Origin of the sequence: Helicobacter sp. MIT 05-5293, assembly GCF_000765665.2 — a bacterium.
Taxonomy (GTDB): Bacteria; Campylobacterota; Campylobacteria; order Campylobacterales; family Helicobacteraceae; genus Helicobacter_C.
The window spans coordinates 1-19,385 of the sequence record NZ_JROZ02000002.1 but is presented as its reverse complement, the minus strand read 5'-3'; the positions used below and the strand labels follow the sequence as shown (position 1 = coordinate 19,385).

General features: G+C 37.6%; 18 protein-coding genes and 1 tRNA gene. 4 read left to right on the top strand and 15 right to left on the bottom strand.

Annotation, left to right across the window (positions count from 1 at the left end; all coding sequences use genetic code 11):
- Positions 1 to 8: 8 nt before the first annotated feature.
- Positions 9 to 1,928, bottom strand: a complete 1,920-nt coding sequence (gene recG / locus LS68_RS04655) for an ATP-dependent DNA helicase RecG (protein WP_052100512.1) — start codon at positions 1,926 to 1,928, stop codon at positions 9 to 11.
- 8 nt (positions 1,929 to 1,936) lie between these two features.
- Positions 1,937 to 2,938, bottom strand: a complete 1,002-nt coding sequence (locus LS68_RS04650) for a glyceraldehyde 3-phosphate dehydrogenase NAD-binding domain-containing protein (protein ID WP_034373554.1) — start codon at positions 2,936 to 2,938, stop codon at positions 1,937 to 1,939.
- Positions 2,939 to 3,041: 103 nt separating this feature from the next.
- On the opposite strand from LS68_RS04650, the gene LS68_RS04645 reads away from it, so the two are divergent.
- Entirely contained in the window at positions 3,042 to 3,821 is a 780-nt protein-coding gene (locus tag LS68_RS04645; RefSeq protein WP_034373551.1) for an SDR family NAD(P)-dependent oxidoreductase, read from the top strand.
- Between the two features lie 53 nt (positions 3,822 to 3,874).
- On the opposite strand, the gene LS68_RS04640 is transcribed toward LS68_RS04645, so the two are convergent.
- The 5 genes from LS68_RS04640 to mraY all read right to left on the bottom strand — a co-directional run bounded on the left by LS68_RS04640 (position 3,875) and on the right by mraY (position 7,770).
- Positions 3,875 to 4,195, bottom strand: coding sequence for a thioredoxin family protein (locus LS68_RS04640; RefSeq protein ID WP_034373548.1), 321 nt, complete (start codon positions 4,193 to 4,195; stop codon positions 3,875 to 3,877).
- Between the two features lie 9 nt (positions 4,196 to 4,204).
- Entirely contained in the window at positions 4,205 to 5,209 is a 1,005-nt protein-coding gene (locus LS68_RS04635) for a putative sulfate exporter family transporter (protein WP_034373545.1), read from the bottom strand.
- An 82-nt stretch (positions 5,210 to 5,291) separates the two neighbouring features.
- Positions 5,292 to 5,367 (bottom strand) — tRNA-Phe (locus tag LS68_RS04630).
- Between the two features lie 56 nt (positions 5,368 to 5,423).
- Complete coding sequence (gene murD / locus LS68_RS04625; RefSeq protein ID WP_034373542.1) at positions 5,424 to 6,665, bottom strand: UDP-N-acetylmuramoyl-L-alanine--D-glutamate ligase; 1,242 nt, start codon at positions 6,663 to 6,665, stop codon at positions 5,424 to 5,426.
- A 25-nt stretch (positions 6,666 to 6,690) separates the two neighbouring features.
- On the bottom strand, positions 6,691 to 7,770 hold the full coding sequence (gene mraY / locus LS68_RS04620; protein WP_138091115.1) for a phospho-N-acetylmuramoyl-pentapeptide-transferase: 1,080 nt from the start codon (positions 7,768 to 7,770) through the stop codon (positions 6,691 to 6,693).
- Positions 7,771 to 7,868: 98 nt separating this feature from the next.
- Between mraY and gpmI the strand changes: the two genes are divergently transcribed.
- Complete coding sequence (gpmI, locus tag LS68_RS04615; protein WP_199741481.1) at positions 7,869 to 9,347, top strand: 2,3-bisphosphoglycerate-independent phosphoglycerate mutase; 1,479 nt, start codon at positions 7,869 to 7,871, stop codon at positions 9,345 to 9,347.
- Positions 9,348 to 9,488: 141 nt separating this feature from the next.
- Here the strand turns inward: gpmI and LS68_RS04610 are convergent, their stop codons facing one another.
- Positions 9,489 to 10,064: a hypothetical protein gene (locus LS68_RS04610; RefSeq protein WP_034373534.1), complete on the bottom strand. Its 576-nt coding sequence runs from the start codon at positions 10,062 to 10,064 to the stop codon at positions 9,489 to 9,491.
- A 300-nt stretch (positions 10,065 to 10,364) separates the two neighbouring features.
- Positions 10,365 to 12,035 (bottom strand): methyl-accepting chemotaxis protein, encoded by a 1,671-nt coding sequence (locus tag LS68_RS04605; protein WP_034373531.1) that lies wholly within the window; start codon positions 12,033 to 12,035, stop codon positions 10,365 to 10,367.
- Positions 12,036 to 12,229: 194 nt separating this feature from the next.
- On the opposite strand from LS68_RS04605, the gene ccoS reads away from it, so the two are divergent.
- On the top strand, positions 12,230 to 13,417 hold the full coding sequence (ccoS, locus tag LS68_RS04600) for a cbb3-type cytochrome oxidase assembly protein CcoS (protein ID WP_081950979.1): 1,188 nt from the start codon (positions 12,230 to 12,232) through the stop codon (positions 13,415 to 13,417).
- 108 nt (positions 13,418 to 13,525) lie between these two features.
- Here the strand turns inward: ccoS and fliY are convergent, their stop codons facing one another.
- From fliY to flhF, 6 genes are read right to left on the bottom strand one after another with little or no spacing between them, the layout of a single operon-like run.
- A complete protein-coding gene (gene fliY / locus LS68_RS04595) occupies positions 13,526 to 14,362 on the bottom strand; it encodes a flagellar motor switch protein FliY (RefSeq protein ID WP_034373528.1) in 837 nt (278 codons plus the stop codon).
- A complete protein-coding gene (gene fliM / locus LS68_RS04590) occupies positions 14,359 to 15,420 on the bottom strand; it encodes a flagellar motor switch protein FliM (protein WP_034373525.1) in 1,062 nt (353 codons plus the stop codon). The genes fliY and fliM overlap by 4 nt, the downstream gene beginning before the upstream one ends.
- Positions 15,413 to 16,111: an RNA polymerase sigma factor FliA gene (locus LS68_RS04585; protein WP_138091112.1), complete on the bottom strand. Its 699-nt coding sequence runs from the start codon at positions 16,109 to 16,111 to the stop codon at positions 15,413 to 15,415. The genes fliM and LS68_RS04585 overlap by 8 nt, the downstream gene beginning before the upstream one ends.
- 21 nt (positions 16,112 to 16,132) lie before the next feature.
- Entirely contained in the window at positions 16,133 to 16,462 is a 330-nt protein-coding gene (locus LS68_RS04580; protein ID WP_034373522.1) for a hypothetical protein, read from the bottom strand.
- Between the two features lie 24 nt (positions 16,463 to 16,486).
- Positions 16,487 to 17,359, bottom strand: a complete 873-nt coding sequence (locus tag LS68_RS04575) for a MinD/ParA family protein (RefSeq protein ID WP_034373519.1) — start codon at positions 17,357 to 17,359, stop codon at positions 16,487 to 16,489.
- Positions 17,360 to 17,368: 9 nt separating this feature from the next.
- Positions 17,369 to 18,844 (bottom strand): flagellar biosynthesis protein FlhF, encoded by a 1,476-nt coding sequence (gene flhF, locus LS68_RS04570; protein ID WP_034373514.1) that lies wholly within the window; start codon positions 18,842 to 18,844, stop codon positions 17,369 to 17,371.
- A gap of 257 nt (positions 18,845 to 19,101) precedes the next feature.
- Between flhF and LS68_RS09790 the strand changes: the two genes are divergently transcribed.
- Positions 19,102 to 19,385 (top strand): TonB-dependent receptor plug domain-containing protein (locus tag LS68_RS09790; protein WP_241993680.1); only part of this gene is annotated, 284 nt, incomplete at its 3' end.

The window sequence follows — 19,385 nt, the reverse complement described above, 5'->3', positions numbered from 1 at the left end:
TTCTCAAATTAAGAGGAGTGTAGGAGATCTTGCACACGATGGATAATAGCTTCATCGCTCTCCATATCCACATACATAAACGCATCGCCACTTTGGCGATCCCCGCTCAATAAATCCCCGCTATTGCGGTATTTTAAGTCTAGCTCTGCAATCTCAAATCCACTTAAAGTCGCAGCAAACGCCTTTAATCGCTCATCATTCACAGAATGCGTGTAAAGATAACAATACCCCTTTAATCCATTCCGACTGACACGCCCTCGAAGCTGATGCAATGTCGCTAGTCCAAGTCTCTCGGGTGCGACAATTACGATTGTCGAAACACGAGGCAAGGAGATGCCTACCTCAACCACGGTCGTAGCAAGCAAAATGCAGCCCTTTTCTCTAAACGCATCAAGCACTTCTTGCTTTTCTTTATCCTTGCCCGAAGTAACAAAAACACCCTCAAAATGCTTCTGCCAAAAGCTACTCCCCTCACTCAAAGAGGCATAATCAATACTTTGACTTTCCTCTACAAGCGGATAAACGATAATTGCTTGATGTCCTTGTGCGATTTCATTGCGAAGATGTGAAAAAAGATGTGAAAAATCCTTTTTGCCAATCACACGCGTGAGAATCTCCTTTTTAAAAGGCACATCACGGATAAAGCTAAAATCAATCAATTGCGCATTGAGCATTGCCAAAGTGCGTGGTATAGGTGTCGCTGAAAACTGCAAGACATGGGGGTGCTTTTTATTTTGTGTAGATTCTTTCAATATGGCAGATTCTACAGAATCTAAACTTTCAGAATCACTAGATATTTTCTCAAGTTTATAACGTTGAATCGTGCCAAAACGATGCTGCTCATCACTCATCACCAATGCTAGATCTTTAAGCCTCAAATCACGATACAACAACGCTTGCGTGCCAATAATAAAATGCGCCTCATCATCAAAAACTGCCTTGCTTTGAGAGGTAATCAGCTGCATTTTCACATAAGAAGGCAAGAATCTGCACGCCTCCTCATACAGCTGTTTAGCAAGAATCGTTGTGGGTGCCATAAGAATACTTTTATACGGATAGGCAATCATCACTGCGCAAAGAATCACCATTGTTTTACCACAGCCCACATCGCCCATCACTAGACGCTTAGCAGCAATAGGTGAAGTCAAATCCTTGTAAATGTCTTTAATCGCATGATTCTGTCCCTTTGTCAAATCAAAAGGAAGTGTCTTGATAAAGTCTTCCGCGCAACCTGTGCAAACAAAATTTGCAGGAAAATGTCTTTTTTTGCATGAGAGATTCTGAAGATAATGATAGATTTCAACAAATTTAAGCGCATCAAGAAAATCTCTAGGAAAGGTGTTGCCATTTGCGTTATAGGCTTGTAAAAATACTTTTGTAGGATTAAAAATTTCTTCAATCTTGCACGCAATATCTAAGGGCAACCCGCAAACTAAAAGATATTTTTGTGTGATAAGTCGCTGGGTGAGTTGCTGCATCGTTTGGGCATTAAAAAGTGTCGTTTTAAACTGCGTTTTAATCGTATTAATTTCTTTGACAATACTTGGCTGTGTCATAGAATATTCGCCAAATTTTAGCTCTAATTTACCCATAATATACATTTCAGAATCAAGCACAAAAAGCTTTTTGTGAAAGGCTTTGGCATGGAAAATAGTGATATGAAGAAACTCATTAAAATCAAGCATTTGCGCATAAATATGTAACATAGCATTTTTGCCAAAACCTGCGGGTTTAATCTGCGTAACACGCACACGCAATACTCCATTTATCGGAGATTCACAATCAAGCGTGGGAATAAGTGTGGTGTTTGTATAGGATTTCGGTGTGTGCGACAACACTAAGGAAAACAAATTGGTAATTTTTAGTTTTGCAAGTTTTTTTTGATCTTCTTTATCAAAAGAAGCAAGAATATCTTGTGCGGGAAGCATAGATTCTGTTATTTACCAATCAATGCGGCAAGATCAAGAATCCGATGCGCATAACCCCATTCATTATCACACCACGCCATAACACGCGCAATATTACCCTGAAATACATGGCTTAAATCTTGAGCAATTACTACGCTGTAAGGGCTATTGATAAAATCGCTACTCACGCCCTCTCTAGTATCAATACCCACAACACCAAACATCTCGTTTTCGGAGGCTTTGGAGAGTGTCTCATTAAGAATCTCTGTCGTAGTAGGCTTACAAAGTGTAAAACTCATATCAAACAATACGATATTAGACACCGGCACGCGCACGCTGTATCCATGTAATTTACCCAAAAGATGAGGCAAAACGCGCATCACTTCTTTTGCTGCACCTGTGCTTGTAGGAATAATATTTTGTGCGGCAGCTCGTGAGCGGCGTTTATCCTTCGTATATACAGAATCAAGCAAAGATTGATCATTTGTGTAACTATGAATAGTCGTGAGTGTGGCAGATTCTATACCAAAAGCATCATGAAGAATCTTACAAATGGGAGCAATAGCATTCGCGGTGCAAGAAGAGTTTGAAATAATCTTTTCTCCTTGATAGTGCTTTTCATTAATCCCTTTGATAAAAGTTGGCATAGAATCAAGTGCAGAAGCAGATAAAATCACTTTTTGAACGTCCTTTTGTAAATGATGTGTGAGCTGGGAAGTTTGAAGAAAATGTCCGCTTGATTCTATCACAATATCTGCTCCCAACGCTTTAAAATCAATATCTTCGCTGCGAGAATAGCTAAGAGTGTGGATAGGAGGACACATATCAAAATCAAAGCAAAGCGTGTGATTTTGATAATCCACTGCATAGGGGAGTTTTTGGTGTGTGCTGTCATGCTCAAGCAAGTAGGTGAGAATCTCCCAATCCGCGACATCATTAATAGCGACAATCTGCACATCTTCACGCTCTAATGCCACACGCATTATACTTCTTCCAATGCGACCAAAACCATTGATAGCAAGGTTTATCATTGTCCTTCCCTTCCCAATAAAACTGCAAAAGGATTTTAGCATATTTTGTTATAATCTTTAGTATGAGTTTGACTTTGGCTGACAAAACACTAAAGGGGTTTGAATGAATATTGAAAAAATCAGAGCAAATTATCAACGCATCGCTATCACAGGAGCAAGTAGCGGGATTGGCAAAGAAATCGCACTTTATCTCGCCTCACCGCAGACATCATTGTATCTCACAGGAAGAGACACGCAACGACTCGCAGACATTAAAGAATCGTGTGTCAATCAAGGTGCAAAAGTGCAAGAAAGCACATTTGATGTCAGAAATGAATCTGCATGCCAACAATGGTGTGAGGATATATTTCAAGAGCGTGTGGATTTGCTTATCATCAATGCAGGTATGGCATTAGGTGAAGATGAAAGTGCGAATCAACAAATACAAGTCGCCCAAACAAATGTAATGGGTGTCGCAAACATCGTATTTTACGCACTCGAAAAAATGCAACAACAAGAGAAAATCAAAGGGTATCGCGGACAAATCGTATTGATTGCATCTATCGCTTCACTTTTGGCAATGCCAAATGCGCAAAGTTACAGCGCATCAAAGCATTTTGTGAGAATCCTCGGCGAAGCACTGAATCTCTCTTATCCTGACATCACTATTACGACTATTTGCCCGGGATTTATCACCACGCCTTTAACGGCACATTTAGCACAATGGATACCCATGATGAGTGCCAAACAAGCAGCACGAAAAATCCTTGTCGCTTCTGCTAAACGCAAATGGCTTTATATTTTTCCTTTTTGGCTGGGATTTGCTGCGAGATTCTATAATCTTTTGCCTTTGTGCATCAAACGATATTTGTGCAAGATTCTTAACATTATGGGCAAACTTTAGACAAATTTATAGCGCAAGATTCTGTAAAATCTTGCTTTGAAATATTTCAGAATCTATGCGCCTAAAATATTTTGAATCGCCTTTTCAAAATCATTCACAGATGAAGGTTCAATCAACCTTTCTCCGACTTCTACACCATCTCTGTAAAAAATAATAGTCGGTATACGGCGAATGTTTAGCTCCTCCTTGAGCGAATTTTCAGTATCGAAACTGACTTTAAAGATCTTGAGTTGATTGGCATAATCTTGAGCTAATTTTTCCACAATAGGCTCTACTCGGCGACAATCTGGACACCAAGACGCACCAAAATCAATCATTACAAAACCTGTCTTAATCTCTTCTTTATAACGCGCTGTATCAATAATCTCTACCATTGCTTTTCCTTAAATCATAAAATCGACAAGCACATAAGTGCCGACCAGTAGGATAACAAATAAAATCAAAGCAAGGATAAATGTCTTTGCTCCAAAAGAGACAAATTTTTTCCAATCAATCTGTAAGCCTAATGCAGCCATTGCAATTACAAGCAAAAGCTTAGAAGTAAATTGCGCTGTTTCAACAACGACAGGGGGAAATGCAATCAAAGAATGCAAAACAATCACGCCTAAAAAAACAAGAGCAAAGTAGGGAATATACATTTTAGAAGATTTAGGAGAATCCCCTATCGCACTATGCCGACACGCAAACCACGAAATGATAAACAATAAAGGCACTAAAAGCACAACTCGCGTCATTTTGACAATAATTGCGACATTTTGAGATTCTGGAGAAACTGCCGATGCGCCCACGACATTTGCTACTTCGTGCAAACTCGCTCCGATATATACACCCCATTGATAATCGCTTAAAGGTAAGATACCTGCATAATAAACTAATGGCATTAAAATCATACCAATAAGCCCAAAAAGCACGATAAACCCTAAGGCGACAGAGCTTTTGCTAGGCTCGGTTTTAAGGGTAGATTCTAACGCAAGAATTGCAGCAGCACCGCATACAGCACTACCAATTCCTACAAGCATACAAATCTCTTTATCCAGCTTAAGAATCTTTACACCAATGACGATACTTAGGCAAAAAATCACACCCACAACACTCACCGCAACCAAAAAGCCATTTAAACCAAGACTAGCGATTTCTCCTAAAGTGATATACGAACCATAAAAGATAATACCTAAACGCAATAGTTTTTTTGCACCAAATTCAATGCCATCTTTGATATGAAATTGAGCATTTAAAGTCGGATAAAGTGGCGAAAGCAATGCCCCTAGCAAGATTCCAATAATAAGCGGTGAAAGAAACAATACAAAAGTATAAGAGACAAAAAGTGCTATCGCGCTAATAACACTTAAGAGCAACAAACCATAAAAAAATCCTTTAGAAAAACGCATATTGTATTCCTTTAAAGTATTAAAAATAGATAAAGTTATGCCGATAAATTGTTGGGGAAATTGAGTAAAAAAGCAATAGCAGTGGTGGCTCGAGGCGGAATCGAACCACCGACACGGAGATTTTCAGTCTCCTGCTCTACCGACTGAGCTATCGAGCCATAAAATAAAAAAGGCTTGTATTTTAACCAATAACGCTTAAATATTGGCTTAAAAACTATTGCAATGCTAATTTTACAAAAATTTCACCCCTTTGTTTATAAGAACTAAATTGATCCAAACTTGCAGCAGCAGGAGAAAGAAGGACTACATCATCAGTTTTTCGCACTTGTTTGATAAGCTCCATTGCCTTTTGAAGTGTCGTTGAAGGAACGCAAGGCAGAGCATATTTCTTAGCGAAATCTGCAAGTCGCGCTTCATTGCTACCAATCGCATAAATACAAATATCTTTGCCTTGCATAAAATCAAAAAGTGGTGTAAGATTCGCGCCCTTATCATCGCCACCCAAGATAATAATCAAATGCTTGTCTGCATAACGTCTAATCGCCTCAATCGTTGCATCGACATTTGTGCCTTTACTATCATCAACCCACAAGCGGTCTTGTGTGTCATAAAATTCTTCAATACGATGCTTACCAATTTTAAATAGATTTAACCGCTCAATATCTTCACATTTGAATCCTACTTTAGCAATCCCAAGCGCAATCAAAGCATCAAGCAAAAAAGGTTCTTTAAACACAATGCGTTCAATCGGTAAATCTAATTTTTGCGCCAAATCAACAGAATCTTTATAGGTGATCAAATGCCCTTTATAAGCCTTGAGTGTTGGGTGGGAAGAAAGCTCATCGGGGATAATTGCATAACTTTGAGCATTCATCAATGTGAGAGGTTTTAGCTTATCACTCACATAATTCTCAAAACTTCCATGCCAAGTGATGTGATCTTCTCTCACCGGAAGCAACGCATAAATATGAGGACAAGCTTTTTGCGTATAATGCAAACTGAAAGAACTTGTTTCAAGCACCCACACGGGTGCTTTTTCTTCATAAAGTGTGGCTAAAGGTGTGCCGATATTTCCTCCACTTTTTGCTCCAAAAGGCGAGAGTAAAAGTGTCGTTATTTCGGTCGTGGTTGTTTTGCCATTCGTGCCACTAATCCATATATTTAAAGGCTTTTGGGCTTCATCATTTAAGAGCATATCAAAATAATCATATTCGCTGATACGATGTTGCGCCTTTTGAATCAAAGGGTGATAAGGGGGAATGCCCGGACTAAGAATCTCCATACTGCTTGATGCAGATTCAAAAGCACTTGAGGGCAAAAAAGTATTACCTTTTTCATCAGTAGAAATATCTTTAAACTTATCATCATAAATATAAAGCTTCTCACCTTGTTTGTTCAAAAATGCGACTAATGGCGTAGTCGTAACGCCATATCCAAAAATGCTTTTATGTTTCATTGATGAAGCTCCTTAAATCTCTTCTTTAACGAATCTTGAGGCTTAAAAGGGCAATAATATTTGCCAAAATTGCGATAATCCAAAAACGCACAATGATTTTATTTTCTGCCCAACCTCTTACCTCAAAATGATGATGAATAGGTGCCATCGCAAAAATACGCTTTTTACGATATTTATAACTTCCCACTTGCAAAATCACCGAAAGTGCCTCAATCACAAAGATGATTCCTATCAGAATTAATAATATTTCATTATTGGAGACAATCGCCATATATGCGATAAAAGCACCTAAAGCCAAACTTCCGCTATCTCCCATAAAAACTTGAGCGGGATGGCAGTTATACCACAAGAATCCAAAAAGTGCGCCAATGAGTGCGACCGAAAGCACAGCAAGCTCCCCACTATCAACGACTTTAGGCCACAACAAATATCCCGAGAATCCTGCATGTCCAGCAACATAAACAAAAACAGAAAGGCTGAAAAGCGCACAAATGCTTGGCACCGTGGCTAATCCATCAAGCCCATCAGTAATATTCACAGCATTAGTAGTCGCCAAAAAGACAAGTAGCCAGAATCCTAAAGCAATGACAGGAATACCTCCCAGCTTAAATGCTGCCATATCAAAAAGTGGATTCTTCATAAAAGGAATATAAAGATTAGTATTGTGTCCTATGTAAAGCAAAGTTGAGGTAATTAGCAGTGCAACAATAAAGAGCAAACCAAACTTCATCTTTGCGCTCATTCCGGCATTACTTTTAGCAGAAATTTTCATATAATCGTCTCTTGCTCCAATCAACATAAAAGCCGCGATACAAAACAACCCCAAAAGCACATAAGGATTAAACAGATTAGCACACAACAAAGAAGAAATAAACATACTCACGACAAATACAAGACCTCCCATTGTGGGGGTATTTCTTTTGTTTTCATGTGCTACGACATAAGTCGAAATCGGTTGATTTGCCTTTTTTGCCTTAGCCCACTTAATAAAATAAGGCATCAACAAAACACTCAAGACAAAAGCAACAAAAAAAGCCACGCCCGCACGAAAAGTAATATAAGAGAGCAGATTCACATTAAAATGCTGATATAAAAGATAAAGCATCGTCCTTCCTTGAAAATGCAACAATTTAGTGTTGCGGTTTATTTAAAAAATCTTAGATTTTGGCTACAATCTTACAAAAAAAGTATTTTATCATAGGAGTGTATATGAAAACTATCCTTGTTGTTACCGATGGCATCGGCTATAATGCTAAAACAACGCATAATGCGTTTTTCCATGCCAAAAAACCTGCTTATGATTATTTGTTTGCAAATGTTCCTTATGGTATGATTGATACTTTTGGTTTGAGCGTGGGATTACCAAAAGGACAAATGGGCAATTCCGAAGTCGGACATATGTGTATCGGTTCAGGCAGAATCCTCTATCAAGATCTTGTAAAAATTTCCTTAGCCATTGAAAAAAATGAGATTCAAAACAATTCCGCACTGCTATATGTAAGCCAAAATGCACAAACGATACATTTATGTGGCTTAATCAGTGATGGTGGCGTGCATTCTCATCTATCACATATCATCGCCTTAGCACAGATTCTCTCTTCACAAGATAAAAAAATCTATCTCCACCTTATCACTGATGGTAGAGATGTATTACCCCAAAGCGCGATAACTTATCTGCAGCAAATTGAGGAGATTCTCTCACCTAATATTGAGATTGCGAGTATTTCGGGGAGATTCTATGCAATGGATAGAGACAATCGCTGGGAGAGAATCCAAAAAGCCTATGAAGCGATTGTTTTGGCACAACATCAAACTTCTCTCTCTCCTAAAGACTATATCCAGTCGCAATACAATGAAGGGATTTTTGATGAATTTATTGTGCCTGCAAGTTTTATAAACTATCAAGGTATGCACGATAACGAGGGATTTATTTTTGTGAATTTTCGAAGTGATAGAGCGAGAGAAATTGTCGATGCGATTGCCAATCCTGCATTTAAGCAGTTTGAATCCCATAAAGCATTAACACTTTATACTGCCACAATGACAGAATATGATGCAAAATTTCCCTATCCGATTCTCTTCCCCAAACAGACTATTCAAAACACACTTGCCGAAGTCATTAGTCAAAAGGGTTTAAAACAACTCCATGTGGCAGAAACTGAAAAATACGCTCATGTTACATTTTTCCTTAATGGCGGCAAAGAAGAAATGTTTGCGGGTGAAGAGCGTGTGCTAATCCCCTCACCAAAAGTGCAAACTTATGATATGCAACCTCAAATGAGTGCCGAGGAAGTCGGAAATGCTGTGGTTGAAGGGATTGAGAAAGGTTTTGATTTCATTGTTGTTAATTTCGCTAATGGTGATATGGTCGGACATACCGGTAATTTTGAAGCTGCCATTAAAGCGGTGGAAGCGGTGGATAAGGAGCTAGGAAAAATCATAGAATCTGCAAAAAAACACCATTACGCACTTTTCATTACAAGCGATCATGGGAATTGTGAAGAGATGAAAGATGAAAATGGAAATATACTCACTAATCACACCGTGGGGCAAGTATGGTGCTTTGGAATGATTGAAGGTATCGATAAAATCAACGATGGCGGGTTAAATAACATTGCTCCAAGCATTTTAAAGGCGATGCGCATTCCTATTCCTCAAGAAATGGACAAACCATTATTTTAAATCTCAAGATTCAAAAGTTTTTTGAATCTTGAGTATTGTGCAATGCCCCTAAAAAACCTAATATTAAAGTTACAAGACTAAATTCACAGAATCTAAAATAATTAGAGTTAGTTTTGGATTCTGTGTCAATACGATAAGACCTTAAACACTCAAATATATTGCTAAGCTTGTAATGAATAAACCACCGACAAACACACCAAATGCACTTGCTCGGTTTTTCTTACAAAAAGAAGTGATCACTAAGCCTGAAAAATAAAAAATCATCAATGAAAGTGCAAAACCAATCGCAATAAAATCAAAAAGTCCAAGCTTGAAAGAGCCGATTTCGTATTTTGAACCTTTTGCTTTGTGCATAAGCAACAAGATTCCATATAAACTTCTATCAACAGCCCTTAATTGAGGTTCTCCTTGCTTATTTAGAGAAAGACTTACGCTATATGTCAAACCACCCATAGCGGGATTCCCTCTGTGCATACGAACATCTGTATTTTTAGGGACAGGCAATTGATTTGCTTCCAAAGTTTGGATAATAAACTCTTTCTCTTGTCCCTTTTCCGGCATAGAATCAAGCTTTATTTCATGAACTTTCGCTCCTGCTTCTTCTCTCAAATCAAAAAGATATAAAGCTCCTGTCAGCGCATAAATAAATGCCGCTGGTAAAAAAAATAAACTCAAATAAAGGTGAATTTGCATCCACAATTTACGATCAAATTTCATAAGCCCCTTCCTTGCAAAATAAAATAATTACAATTGCTATTTTATATTTAAAAGTATGAAATATAAGTGAAATAAGATATAAAAAATGATATTAAAAATTAAAATGTATCTTTATGGAAAACTTTAGAAGCAAAACTACAGATTCACTGATTTATAAAGCTTTAGCTTATGCGTATTTATTAAAAACAATAAACATTTTCTTTATTTGGCTTTAAATAAAGAAAATCATTGAGAAAAAGAATATGAAGATACCAAAGAATACAACAAATCATATTCTTTGGCAAATATTTTAGAAAATTGTCAGACTTTAAAAAATGCCACATTATCTTTGAGCGTTTGAGAGATTCGTTCAAGCTCATCAATTCGTTTGTTTGCATTTTGCAAAGAAAGACTTGTATCATTAGAAAGCTTAGAAATATTTTCCATATCATGTGTGATGCTCGCCATTGTATTGCCTTGTTCTAATGATGAGCTTGCCACGATTTTTGCTTTTTCAAAGGAATCTTTAGCTTGATCTTGGATTGATTCTAAAATTTGGACAGAATCCATAATGAGTTTTTGCCCCTTATCGATTTGAGGCACAATCTCTTCAATCGAAGCAACCGAAGTTCCAATACTTTCTTGAATAAGAGAAATAGCACTAGAAATCTCCATAGTCGTTCCTGCTGTCCTTTCAGCAAGTTTTCGCACCTCATCAGCAACCACCGCAAATCCTCTTCCATGTTCACCTGCTCGTGCCGCTTCAATCGCTGCATTAAGCGCAAGTAAGTTTGTTTGGTCGGCTATTTCTGCAATCAAATTAGCACTATTGCTAATTTCTACGGATTGTTGTTGCAACTCTCGAATATTGTTGGCAGAAACACTGATCATTTCGGTAATTTTACCAATCTCTTCTGCAGTTTCACCAATCGTTTTCATACCTTCGACTGAAATATCCACCGTCTTAGAAGAGTTCTCTTCTGTTTGTCTAGCAATATCAGAAATATTTGCAACGACTTGGTGCATTTCTTGAAGTTTTTGTGCAATAAGGTTAGAATGATGGCTTTGCTCATTGGCTGCATTTTGTGCTTCATGAGATGTCTTTGAAACAATAGAGGCACTTTCACTAATCTGATAAGAAGAAGCAGAAATAGATTTTACCGTTTCTTTAAGATGCTCTTGCATTGAAGCAATTGAATATAGCATTGAATCTTTGCCACCATGATAATGAACAGGTTCAGAAAGATTCCCATTAGCGATTTTAGCAACAATAGCTGAAGCTTTATGTGGCTCACCGCCCAACATACGCAAAAGCCCACGAATAACCGTTGTCGCTATTCCCACACCAAATATAATTGCAAACCCAAGTAAAACATAAAGCAATGTTTTGAATCTATCAACCAATTCTCTCAAATCTTTTGTAAGCTCACTATTTGCGTTTTCTTCATCATCAATAAACTCGTTAATTTGCGCAAGCCATTGAACAAAATAAGGCGAAAGTGTGTATAAAATTTCACGCGCTTTTTTCGTGTCTCCTGCAAGTTTCGCTTGTGTAACCTGCACAATCAAAGGGATAGCTTTTGCTTGAGTGGCTGAAATTTCATTCAAAATAGCCCGTTGATGATCTTTCAAAAGATTTGTTTTAAGGAATTTTTCTTCCATCATATCTTCTGAATCTTTATAAAATTTCTCTAAATTGCTGATTTGCTGCATAAGTTTTTGTAACCCTTGAGTATCATCTTCATCTATAAGCACCACATCACGGATAGCAATAGCTCTATCATGAACGCTCCCTCTAAAGTTGATTGCATAACGTTGAGCTTGAGCATTGACATCATTAATTTCATTAAGCGAAACAATAATATTATTAACACGATTAAGGCTTACAAATACAATAATACAGACAAGAATGACTAATATTCCGAAACCAAAGCTAAGCATAAAGCTTACACTAACTTTTTTCTTTGGTTGCACATCTGCTTTGCTTGACATTACATAGCTCCCGAATTAATGATAAAAATTATCTCTGATTATACACTAGTATAATTAATGTTAGACCTAAGATTAACTTGACAAACATTAACAAGCTTTAATATGCAAAGCTACAAAGATTCTTGTTTATCTTTATCTGTAAAAATAATGCTAAAATCCCACACTTAAAAATTTACATTTGCAAAGAGTTAATTATGAGCACTGAAATGGTCGCTGTTATGCTTGGAGTTTCCTTAGTATTAGGGCTTCTTGGATTATTAGCATTCATTTGGGGACTTAAAAATGGGCAATTTGATGATGCAAACAAAATGATGCAAGGTGTTTTATTTGATTCGGTTGAGGATTTGAATCTTGCCGCTAAAGCCACAAATAAATCACAAAATACACATACATCAGCTTACAAACAAAAGGAGAAAAATAAAATGGAAAATATTTATGATGTTGCCATTATCGGGGGAGGACCCGGTGGAGTGAGTGCCGCAATAGAAAGCGTTATTCTAGGTATCAAAAATGTTATTCTGCTGGAAAAAAGCGATAACCACTCTGCAACAATTCAAAAATTCTACAAAGATGGCAAACGTGTTGATAAAGATTATAAAGGACAAAAAATTGATCTTGAAGGCAATATACCTTTCGTTGATGGCACAAAAGAAAGCACTATAAGCTTCTTTGATGAATTGCTCCAACACCATAATATCCCAGTAAAATACCAATCTGATATAGAATCTATCAACAAAAAAGATAATATTTTTGTGATCACAAATACACAAAATAAAACTTATCAAGCGCGCTATGTTGTGATTGCGATTGGCAAAATGGGGCAACCTAATAAACCAAGCTATCCTATCCCATCTTCAATCCGTAAAATCGTATCTTTTAATGTCAATGATTGCCAAAACAATGAAAAAATATTGATTGTAGGAGGAGGTAATTCTGCTGTAGAATATGCTTGTATGCTTGCTCAAAATGCCGATGTAACGCTCAACTATCGCCGAAAAGAATTTACGCGAATCAACGAAACCAATGCCGAACAACTTACGCAAGCAATAGAACAAAACAAGCTTAAAACACGATTAGGTGTAGATATTGTCGAACTTTTTGATGATAATGGCAAAGTAGGAGTGCGATTCTCTGATGAAAACAAAGAAACTTTTGACAGAGCAATTTATGCCATTGGTGGAGCTTCACCGGTGGATTTTCTTAAAAAATGTCATTTAGAGATTGATGAAAAAGGTGTGCCTTTGTGCAATGACTTACATGAAAGTAGTATGAAAAACTGCTTTGTCGCTGGAGATATTGGACTTAAAAGCGGAGGTTCAATTGCGCTTGCTATCAAGCATGGCTATGAAATTGCCAATGAAATTAAAAGACGAGAATCATAATTTCTAGCAGTAAATATTTCCGTCTCAACGATATAATAAAATCGCACGATACTTAATAAAAAGAGGATTGAAAATCCCGCTAGACTTAAAGCATAATGTGAGTTTCTCTTACCCTCGCAATTGCTCAAGCCTATCGCGTTTCGTGCCAATATCTGTAATCTGAATGCCAAAGTTCCCATCTACAATCACAACTTCGCCTTTTGCGATCACTTTATCATCAACAAGAATATCCAAAGGGTCATTAGCAAGCTGATTAAGCTCAATCACGCTACCTATATCCATCGCTATCACATCTTTTAACAACATTCGTTTTTGCCCAATGCGCACTTTGACATTAAGTCGCACATCTAAAATCATATTAATATTTTTAAACTCAACCGGCGTAAGCGCATGCGTAGGAGCATTTTGTGGAGCTGCAGCCATAATCTGTGGAGCTTCACCTCCCCCTTCAAATGCTGCCATAAAAAGAGAATTAGCCAATACAATAAAGTTTGACTGAATCGAATCAAGCGAAAAGTTAAAGATATAAGCTTTATCAAAACGCGATAAATCCACACTTTGAGTGATAAACTCGATATTAGAGCAAGTAAAGTTAAGTTTAGGCAATTCTTTTTGAGAATTCAACGAAGTAGAAATTGCGCCAAAAATATTGGAGCTGATTTCTTTAATCGCATCAAGGTCATCATCACTCATTTCTGTTTTAGCTTCTCCATCACCGCCAAGCATCATATCAGCTAATGCTGTTCCCATTTGCGCTGGGATTACCATCGCAATTTCACCACTATGATCACCGCTTGCTTGAATATAGCTGATAGAATAGGGCAACGGGAGATTGCCAAGACTCACATCATCATCTCTTGTGTGGCTGACTGTTGGGGTTTTTCCCATTAATCCTTCGACCGTGGAAGTCGTCTCTGCGACAATTAAATCAGTTAGTGCTTTCATTCAGCCTCCTCTTGTATATCAGCAATACGATTCTTGCGTTGAGCTTCAAGCATTTCAAGCACTTCTTTGACTTGATCTTTTTCTGTTGTGATAACTTCTTTAATCTGAAGCGTTTTGCGGTATCTTTGCAATCCAACGCTTGCAACATATTTTTCTCTACCATCAATGGATACGAGAATCGTATCATCAGCGACTCGATCCAAACGCACGATATTCCCTACCTGCAAATCAAGCATTTCTTTGAGCGTCAAAGTCGCACCACCTAAATATCCCGAAACAATGACATTTGTCCCAGCAATCAAAGCTTGCAATTCCTTGTTTCGGCTTTTTTTAGAGCTCGTATCACTAAGCATCAAATCCCGACTCGCCAACCTTGAAAGCACAGATTCTAAAGAAATAACCGGATAACAAATACTCATCATTCCACTACTATGTCCGATGATGATTTCCATCACAACCATAATAACGATTTCGTTTTGAGCCACGATTTGCACGACATTAGGGCTACTTTCTTTCGCATCAACAGAGGGGAAAATTTCTGTAACCGAAGACCATGCCTCTTTAAGATTCTGCATAATTTGTCGCAAAAGTGTATCAAGCAAATTCAGCTCAATATCACTAAATTCACGAGAATTTTCATAAGGGTCGCCTTTACCACCCAAAAGTCTATCAATCATCGGAAAAGCAATGCTGGGGTTGATCTCCAAAATCGCTGCACCCTCTAATGGCTTCATAGAGAAAATATTAAAGCTTGTCGGGGAGGGCAAACTCATCAAAAACTCCCCATAAGTCATTTGATCCACGCTGTGGAGCTGAATCTCCACGATGCTTCGCATCACTGCAGAGACTTGCGAAGAAAGACTCCGTGCCATTTTGTCATGGATAGATTTAAATGCTCGTAATTGTTCTTTACTGACGCGGTTAGGGCGTTTAAAGTCATAAAGTGTTACTTGCTTCTGATGTCCAATGTCTTGGGTCTCTATCTCGGCGGCATCGCCCTCATCATCAACAACCTCCAATAAGGCGTCAATTTCTTCTTGACTTAATATATCAGCCATTGATGTCTCCTATCGCTTCTCGAATTTTTTTAATCACTTCTTTGGTGATTTGAGAGATTCTCGATTCTGTAATCTCAAGAATCTCACTGATTTCTTTTAAACTAAGCTCTTCAAAATAATACAGCTGGATAATCATCTGTTCCCTTTTACCAAGCTTTTTGAGAATCTTCTGAATGATTTCCATAAGCTCTTCTTTTTGTAGATTCTCTAAAATATTTTCTGAACAAATCGCATTGTATTGTTCGTCAATCGGCACAAGTGCATAGACATCAGAAGCGATACGCGCCTCACGAATCTTTTGAATATCTTCATTCAAAACCTTTGCAAGATATTCATCACTAGGCTCTTCTTGATGGTCATTAAAATACTTAGAAACCTCATAATCAATACTTTTAACAAGCTTGCGATTAGCACGAGAAAGCACATCAAGACTACGCAAATAATCAAGCATTGCTCCATTTACACGCGTCTTCGCAAATCCCCAAAACGAATCGTTAATCGTGCTGTCATAACGGCGTGCAAGCTTGATTAACTCTTCTGTGCCAATAGAAACCAAATCCGCCATTTCAATAGAGCTTGGCAAACGTTCTTTAAGACGAAAAGCCATTGCTTTAACCGCAGGGAGATATTGCAATGCAAGTTCATCTTGTGAATATTTTAGGGTTTGATTATATCCATTGACATTTTTCATTCTCGAGCCTTAGGGTTTGATTTATTTGTCATTATTTGCCTCTTCATCATCAGATTCTATACTTTTGATAAAGTTACGAATTTTAGCAGATTCTTTTTCACGCTTATCAAACTCTAAACGATAAAATTCCAAATTGCTCTCAAGCTTGCCTTTTTTCAATTTAGAATCCTCAAAATCCAAAAACCAAAAATAAAGCGAAATACACACTGCTACAATCAAATAAATACCCATTGTTGTAATAATCGTCCATAATACAACAAATTCAGCTTCATCAAATTTAGCAATCGAAAACGCCAAACCTACGAAAAATCCTGCGACAATACTAAAACTCATATAATTATCAGGTTTCATATTATCCCTTTCGTTCCTTATCCCCTAAATATAGCCCAACATTCGCTTAAAGAAATGAGCAAAATGATTGCTTTGTGAAGTAGGAAGCATATTTTGTTCCAACTTTGCAACAAGATTCTGTGCGATTGCATTAATCTGCGTGGTAGGCGCACATAAAGGCTCTGATTTGACAAATAATTCCCTTGAGCGCACAGCTTTTGCCACTGCATTATTTTGCTCCAAAAATCCTAGCATCTCTAAGCGCAAAGAGGGGATATTCTTACTCGCAATATGAGCAATACGATTAAAAACCATTGAAGATTCTTTTTGATTTTTCACCATATTGAGAATCATAAAAATTTCCTCACGATTTTTTGCATTTAATTTGATAGTCGCATACGCATCAGTGATCGCTGAAGGATCAGGCATTGTAACGACAATCACGACATCACTTGCATTTAAGAATCCTTGTGTGATACCGCCAATCCCTGCACCGGTATCAATAATCATATAATCGACAGAATCCAAAATATCACTTTCATTTAAAAACCTATCAAAAACGCCCGAATGAGCATATTTGAGAATCTCCTCGCCATTATCACCCGGTATCAAATACAAATCTTCTTGAATAGGATAAATAATCTCTTGAAAGCTCGCTTCTCCGCGCAACGCGTGAAGAATATTTTTCTGCGTTTTGACACCAAAAATCAAATCCAAATTTGCCAAGCCAATATCCGCATCAAATACTGCGACTTTTTTGTGCATTTTCCATAAACAATACGCAAGATTCGCGCTAATACTTGACTTGCCCACGCCTCCTTTACCCGAAGTAATAGCGATAAACTTAGTCGCGCTAAAATTGCGTTTATCTTGGCTTTGGACGATAGCTTGAAGTTCGTAAGCTTGATTATGAATCATAGTGCTTCTTTAATTGACTTTAGGACGCTTAAATCCATCAAGCAAACAATCCACCAAATAATCATTACCCGCTAGAATCAAATCATTTGGCACACCCTGACCAATCGAAAGATAGCTGATAGGCTTTTTGGTTTCATACACGAGTGAAAACATATTACCAAAATTGCGACTTTCATCAAGTTTGCTAAAAATCAAAGTATCAATATTCATCTCACTAAAAGCATTATAAGTATCTTTGAGATCCTCATATTTCGCGTTAATCGCAAGCACAAGATTCACATCAATTTTGTAGTCATTATTTAAATACGATTTGAGCGATTCAAGCTTAGAGCGATCATGTTGTGAATGCCCCGCCGTATCAATCAAAATATAATCACAATGTTTTAAAGAATCTATCGCTTTGCCAAACTCTTCAGGTTCGACCACCGTGTCAATACTAAGCTTCATCATACGCGCATACGCCATTAGCTGATCGACAGCAGCCAAACGATAAGTATCCAGCGTAATCACACCCACACGATAACGTTGATTAAGCATCAGAGAATAACGCGCTGCAAGCTTTGCAAGTGTCGTTGTCTTGCCCACACCCGTAGGACCGACAAGCATCATAATCTTTTTGGTATTATTCTGGAGATTCTCGCTCCTACAATAAATCATCTTGCGTAATACCTCGCGAAAATATCGCTTAATTGTCGTAGAATTAGAACGCATTTTAAGTGGCATCAACTCTAAAGAGAGCTTCATAATCGTATCAAGATGTTCGCGATTCATACCGCTACTTTTGGCGATACGATAAATTTCTGCAAATTCTTGAGGGATATTAAGCCCCTCATTTTTAGGGCTTTTTTCTTCCCAAAACATATTTTGAATAAGCTTCATTTTGTCATTAATCTCATCAAGCTCTTTTTTGATTTCCTTAAGCTCAAGTCGTTCATTCACACTTTGAGCCAAACGCGTATTTTGCAAATCTTGAATCTTATCTTCAGCGCGTTCATCAATCCCACGATTGGATACTAAAGGTGCGGTGGGTTTGGGATACCCTGAAGATACAGCGCGTTTAGGAGGAGTGCTTGGCATATTACTTGGCACACCCGCAGCTTCTGAAATCTGCCTTACCGCATCAGAAAGTTGGAGCGTTACATCATCATAAATCTTAGGCTTTTGGGCTTCTTGTTTTTTCTTTGTCATTCTTTTTTCTGCAATTTCATCAAGCCTTTTTTGGACACTATTAGGAGCAGGATTAGGATCAAGGGCAGGGGGTGGGACATTTTCTTGCGTGGGTGCATCTTGTGCTGGTTGTGGAGTAGCTGCTGGTGTGTTATCTTCGACAGCCACGACCATTTCATAAAGTGCAGGTTGAGTCATTGATTTTTTACGAATTTCTTTCGTTTCTACAAGCAAAATATCACTGCCAAATTTTTCCTGCGCTTCTTTGAGTGCTTGGGCAGGAGTATCACCCATAAAAGTGTGTAATTTTTTCGCCATAATTCTTCCTATTCACAATAACTTTAAATCTTTATTTTAGCCTTTTGATGTTAAGCAAAAGTTTAACCTTAACAAGATTCTTATTGTTAAAATATATCGTGCTTGATTATTAAACAGATTCTATAATCATTACATAAAATAATTTTAATAATATTTTTTATTTTTTATTAAATTTAGATTTTGTAGTATTTCGATACTTTTACAAATCGTTCTTATTATTGTTTGTAAATGATATTATGTTTAAAAAAGGAGAATCTATGAATAAAATTTCATTAAGTGTGCTTACTGCTTCATTGCTATGCACTAATGTGCTATTAGCCGATGAAATAGTAGCGGGGGGGGGGCAAAGTAATAGTTTAGAAGAAGATTCCTCTAATGTCCGTAAAGTGAATCTTGGACGATCTGTTGTAACAGCTTCAGGTTATGAACAAGATATTAAAGATGCTCCTGCTTCCATTTCTATAATCCCACAAGAAGAAATACTTACTCGTCCTATCAGAGATTTAGGTGATGCGGTGCAAGATGTGCCGGGGGTGTATGT